This is a genomic window from Psychrobacter sp. FME6 (genome assembly GCF_014861365.1).
Lineage (GTDB): Bacteria > Pseudomonadota > Gammaproteobacteria > Pseudomonadales > Moraxellaceae > Psychrobacter.
Genome location: NZ_RRYW01000142.1, coordinates 1 through 4,918, shown reverse-complemented (window position 1 = coordinate 4,918; position 4,918 = coordinate 1). Strand labels below are relative to the sequence as shown.

The 4,918-nt window shown below is 40.6% G+C and carries 6 protein-coding genes; 4 read left to right on the top strand and 2 right to left on the bottom strand.

The genetic code is table 11. The features are described from left to right. From EI162_RS13355 to EI162_RS13345, 3 genes are all read left to right on the top strand, one after another. Positions 1 to 279 (top strand): IS30 family transposase (locus tag EI162_RS13355; protein ID WP_192524548.1); only part of this gene is annotated, 279 nt, incomplete at its 5' end. An 80-nt stretch (positions 280 to 359) separates the two neighbouring features. Beyond that, positions 360 to 635 (top strand): hypothetical protein, encoded by a 276-nt coding sequence (locus EI162_RS13350; protein ID WP_192524804.1) that lies wholly within the window; start codon positions 360 to 362, stop codon positions 633 to 635. Positions 636 to 1,058: 423 nt separating this feature from the next. Then, on the top strand, positions 1,059 to 1,847 hold the full coding sequence (locus EI162_RS13345; protein ID WP_192524803.1) for an SDR family NAD(P)-dependent oxidoreductase: 789 nt from the start codon (positions 1,059 to 1,061) through the stop codon (positions 1,845 to 1,847). 41 nt (positions 1,848 to 1,888) lie between these two features. On the opposite strand, the gene EI162_RS13340 is transcribed toward EI162_RS13345, so the two are convergent. Continuing rightward, positions 1,889 to 3,178: a NosD domain-containing protein gene (locus tag EI162_RS13340; RefSeq protein ID WP_192524802.1), complete on the bottom strand. Its 1,290-nt coding sequence runs from the start codon at positions 3,176 to 3,178 to the stop codon at positions 1,889 to 1,891. A gap of 343 nt (positions 3,179 to 3,521) precedes the next feature. On the opposite strand from EI162_RS13340, the gene EI162_RS13335 reads away from it, so the two are divergent. Then, positions 3,522 to 3,854 (top strand): hypothetical protein, encoded by a 333-nt coding sequence (locus tag EI162_RS13335; RefSeq protein WP_192524801.1) that lies wholly within the window; start codon positions 3,522 to 3,524, stop codon positions 3,852 to 3,854. Between the two features lie 96 nt (positions 3,855 to 3,950). Here EI162_RS13335 and EI162_RS13330 read toward each other — a convergent pair whose 3' ends face one another. Beyond that, positions 3,951 to 4,790, bottom strand: coding sequence for a BPSS1780 family membrane protein (locus EI162_RS13330; protein ID WP_192524800.1), 840 nt, complete (start codon positions 4,788 to 4,790; stop codon positions 3,951 to 3,953). Between the last annotated feature and the right edge of the window lie 128 nt (positions 4,791 to 4,918).

Genomic DNA, 4,918 nt, shown 5'->3' with positions numbered 1-4,918 from the left:
AAGACCATTACCTCTGACAATGGTAAAGAGTTTGCTCAGCATAAGAAGGTGAAACGAAAGCTCTTTACTTCCTTCTTCTTTGCCGATGCTTATGCGTCATGGCAGCGAGGAACCAACGAGAATACTAACGGCTTAATCAGAGAGTTCTTGCCTAAGGGTTGTGACTTTAGACAAGTCTCTGATAATGAGATACAGGACATTGAGAATAAACTAAACAACAGACCAAGAAAACGATTAGGGTTTAAAACGCCTATGCAGGCGTTCTATAATATAATTTAGCGTTGCACTTGGTGTGTTAATCTAAGTTTTTAAATCATTCTTATGATTGGTGGGAAGATGCAATTCTTACCGTGGTTTATTTGCTGATTGTTGGTTTACTGGCTTACTCGTGGCGTTACCTTTGGGCCGTATTACGCTCCGTACCCATCGCTGTATATGCCAGCATAATCGCATTGGCAATACTAGAATATATGGGCGAAAATTATATTATCATTCCTGAAAGCATTGGTGAAATCGTAGAAGAATTAGCAGAAACAGGAGTTTATGCGATTGCATTGGTTTATTTATGGCAGTTTAAACTCATTGATTTTGAGGAATACCTGTCACATAAATCATCTTCACCATGTAAAGCATAACGCGTATTAGCAGTTATAGTTGATTCACTTTCAAACCGATACAAATGCTGCTGGAGTAATTTTTTGGCAGCCTCTGTCACGCCTGTGAACAGCAAGCAAGAAAAACTTATAACAGTAGCACGTGGCTACCAACGTATCAGTTTTATATAGAACTACCTATATACTATTTATCGCCGCGCGAACCTTTTATGTATCGTTTGGTATACTAAAAGTAAAATACAAGAACAATAGTTGGATTTTCTATGGGAAATAAATATATAGTTAAATACATAGACAGCTGAAGACTTAAATAAAATTTTAGATAAAGTCTCTATTTAAAAAACCTCTATTTAAAAAGTCTCGATTTAAATAGAGACTTTATCTAGCACAGTATTCCTATTCAACTATTATTAATAACCACTATTAACTATTAAGCGAGTCATTATGAATATATTAATCACAGGTGCATCACGCGGTATCGGTTTGGCGACGGCCAAGCGATTGGTTGCTAAAGGTCATAGCGTTGGACTTTTTGATATTGATACGGTTGAGCTTGAGCGCGCGGTCAATGATAAAGCGTTTAAAAAAGCGCTGAAAAAGAATCGTGTCATCCATGGTCACCTTGATGTTACTGATCCTGAGGCGTGGGATACTGCCATCGATCATATGCTTGATAATTTTGATGGTATCGATACCTTAATTAATAATGCTGGCGTATTGGTGAGTGGCGCGTTACCCAATACAGACTTGGATAAGCAATTGTCATTGATTGATATTAACTGTAAAGGCGTCCTCATCGGCTGTCATAAATTAGCCTCTCATTTGGCGGATAGTGATGACGGCAAAATTATTAACGTCTCTTCGGCATCGGCTATTTATGGTCAGTCTGAAGTTGCGCCGTACTCTGCCAGCAAGTTCTTTGTACGTGGGTTAACCGAAGGATTAAATATTGAGTATGCTGAGCTTGGCATCAAGGTAATTGACGTCATGCCATTATGGGTAAAATCCGACATGACCAAAGACATTGAAGTTACCAGTATCGACCGTCTAGGCATTAACTTAACCGTCGATGATGTCGCCAAAACTTTATGTAAACTAAGCAGCAAACCGAATCGTAAGATTTCACGCACCCATTACCCTATTGGTTTTCCCGCTAAAATGCTACATACAGCTTCGCAGGTAGCGCCGGATTCACTAATGCGCTTTGTTAATAGTAAAATCGGTACTAAATAAATAGAAGAAACCATATAAATGATGTTAAAGCACTTGAGCGGCTACCTAATTTTGGTAGCCGTTTTGCTTGCTGGTCTGATACTAATGGCTTGCTCAGTCGTTTTATCAGTAAATATATTGTTTTTAATCGACGTATTTATAACTGCTCCAGCCTCGCTATCTTCGCGGACTTTAGAACCAATGCTAATAGGCATACTTACAGTGGCTGCGAACTGGTTGTCATTAATCTGTGTGCCATCATCCTCAACGATAATCCCTTGCTGCACTTGTTCAAAATAATTATTAATAACTTTATTGTCTTTGGCACTGTCTAAATGATAGCTTGAAAATGGGGTTTGTTTCAGCAAATAAGCACCGCACTCAAAGCCTTTTAGATTGCGTGATTGTCTCGATGCCACCCAAACACCGATCTGCTCATCACGAAAAGTATTATTGCTAATAACATTGTCGCGACTGGACTCGGTACGCTTAAAATGATTGCTCCGTGTTGGATCATCGGCATGCTCGAAGCAATTGCGATACAGCAAGATACTACCTGCACCGTTATGAATAAACTGGTTACTTTCGATACGGTTGTTGCTCGATGAATCAATCGCGATAGCTTCACGATTGGGTTTAAAACGGCGAAAGCCATTACCGATAAACACTGAGTTTTTGATCACATTGTCGCGGCTACCAAATTCTAAATATAGCCCGACGGTCCCTGCGTTTTGGATGCGTACTTTATCAAAAGTGCTGTCATGCACATGGTCACCGACGAACATGCCGCTATTGATACTGTTGCGACTACTGACATTAATCACATTAATATCGCTTGGGGCAAGATTGCGATTGGCGGCAGAGTCGATTAAGCCGCGCGCGTAACGCTGATTGGGTTGGCTATATTGGCGGATATGTAGCGCGTGACCATAGCCATTCACATGACAATTAGCCACCGTGATATCTTCGATGGCGCTATCTGTTTTGGGTTTAATCGTAATCGCACTAGCTTTTGAGGAATCATCAGCGTGGGTACTGAGCAGTGCCCCCTGACAGTCAAGCGAGCTATGTGAATCGTTTAACTCAAAGCGTATCGACTTTTCTGTCAAATCACAGTTTTGACTGAGTGCGCTGTGGCCTTTTACCATAAGCGTTTGTTTCGGAGTCAATTGCGCGCAATCTATTATCGTCGTGGCTTTTGGTAATTTAGTATCTAGCACCAGTGGCTGTTTTGCAGCGGCTTCATCCATCTCGATATCAGCGTTATCGAAATTTTGGCGCTCACAAGCTGTCATACCTACTGCGATACTGACCAACGAGGTGCTAAGCAGTAATTTATGGGGAGATAACATACAAAGCCTTCTTATTTTACTAGGGCATATCCTAATTTCACTGACAGTCTTACATTTTTTGAACATCCTGTGACACCTTACTACTACCAGTATTCACCATAACGCGTCACACTGATTTTGATACATATAGTCAAAACACCTGAGAATTACTACAGTGCTACTGGGATGAATTTTGTGCAGCCTCTGCGTATGCAGCACACCAGAAAAATTTATACCACTAGCACACTAATACAGCCGTACTAGTTTTACTGTTCATCGACTATAAATATTAATAACAATCAATAATCATTAAAACCATTAATAAAAATCATTAATAAAAGCCATCGATAATAAGGACACCATTATGGACAATTCAAAGAGCCCGCTACCAGAAGCAATGGATCATATTGAAGGTGACACCAACCTCAATGATAACAGTCAAGAAATTGATTTAGACAATCCGATGCTACACACGATTGATAACGATGACGTGATTGACAATAGCGCAGGATTTGACAACTCAGAAGTCGGTACAGATGCTACGCAAGGATTGACACCTATGCATCGCCAAAACACTGATGAAGCGCGCGTCGATGAAGTGTTGGTCGATGATAATTTAGATGACAGCGACTATCCAAATATTGTCGATATCGCTGATAGAGAGGCGGCAGAACATACTAATAACGATGATTTATAGAACAGCCGTTCGCTAGCGTCCTAATAAAAACAGACCCTAATAAAAAAAGCACGCTCAGTATAGAAGCGTGCTTTTTTATGGGGCATAAAATACTTGCTACACTGCTGATAATGGCTGATCAGTCAAGGCATCACGGTAACTGGTATAGTACGTGAGCAGCATAACTGGCATTACTAAAAACACGCCCAATCCCAAGGTCAATATAATCAGAATAGGCAATAAAAGCACACAGACTAAGCCATATACCAACATAGGTAGGATATTAGCCTTGCCTGCTGCGAAACTTTTTTTCATCGCAGCGATCGGCTCAAGGTTATGTAAGACCACCAATGCTGGCGCAAACCACAGTGCCATATAAAGCGGTATCATGAGCAGCATGGTCAACAGGTAACCAAAGAAAATACCGCCTAAAGAAATATCGTTCATCGCCCCATAACTACTGCCCATACCACCTGACATCATAGAAAAAATCATACTACCCATGGCGATAAATAGCGGAATCATACAAATAATGACACCGACTAAATACAACAAGCCCAGGATTAATAGTGGCTGCCAATGGCTTTTAAATGCTGAAAACAGATGGTCAAAACGTAGCTCAGCCCCTTGTGATTGTGCCGCCGCTCCTTTGATAATACCAGCAATAAACATAAATACGCTCGGTATGATTAGGACGTTTAATAAAGGCACGGAAGACGCAATACCAACAATGACCAAAAAGGTCACACTCATACCAAACCATAATAACGGTTGATCTTTAAACAATCCAAACGCTTTAATAATCCAGCTCATACCAGCCGCTGCATCGCACTTTCGTGGGCTTGCTAGTAACTGTGGTAATGGGCTGCCATACTCGTCAGTTGGTGGTAGGTTTGGCGGTTGACCATTGGGTTTTTGTAATGATACATGGGCATCTGAGCTATTAGAAATGGACATATTTATCCTCAAAGATAAGTTTAGGCGGCAAAAAGGCTAACAAATGTGATTAGGGGCTGTATAGAATTGGGAAATAGTTGAAAAAAATAAGCAACGCCTTACACTCTTGTTTACCACAACAAAGAGAA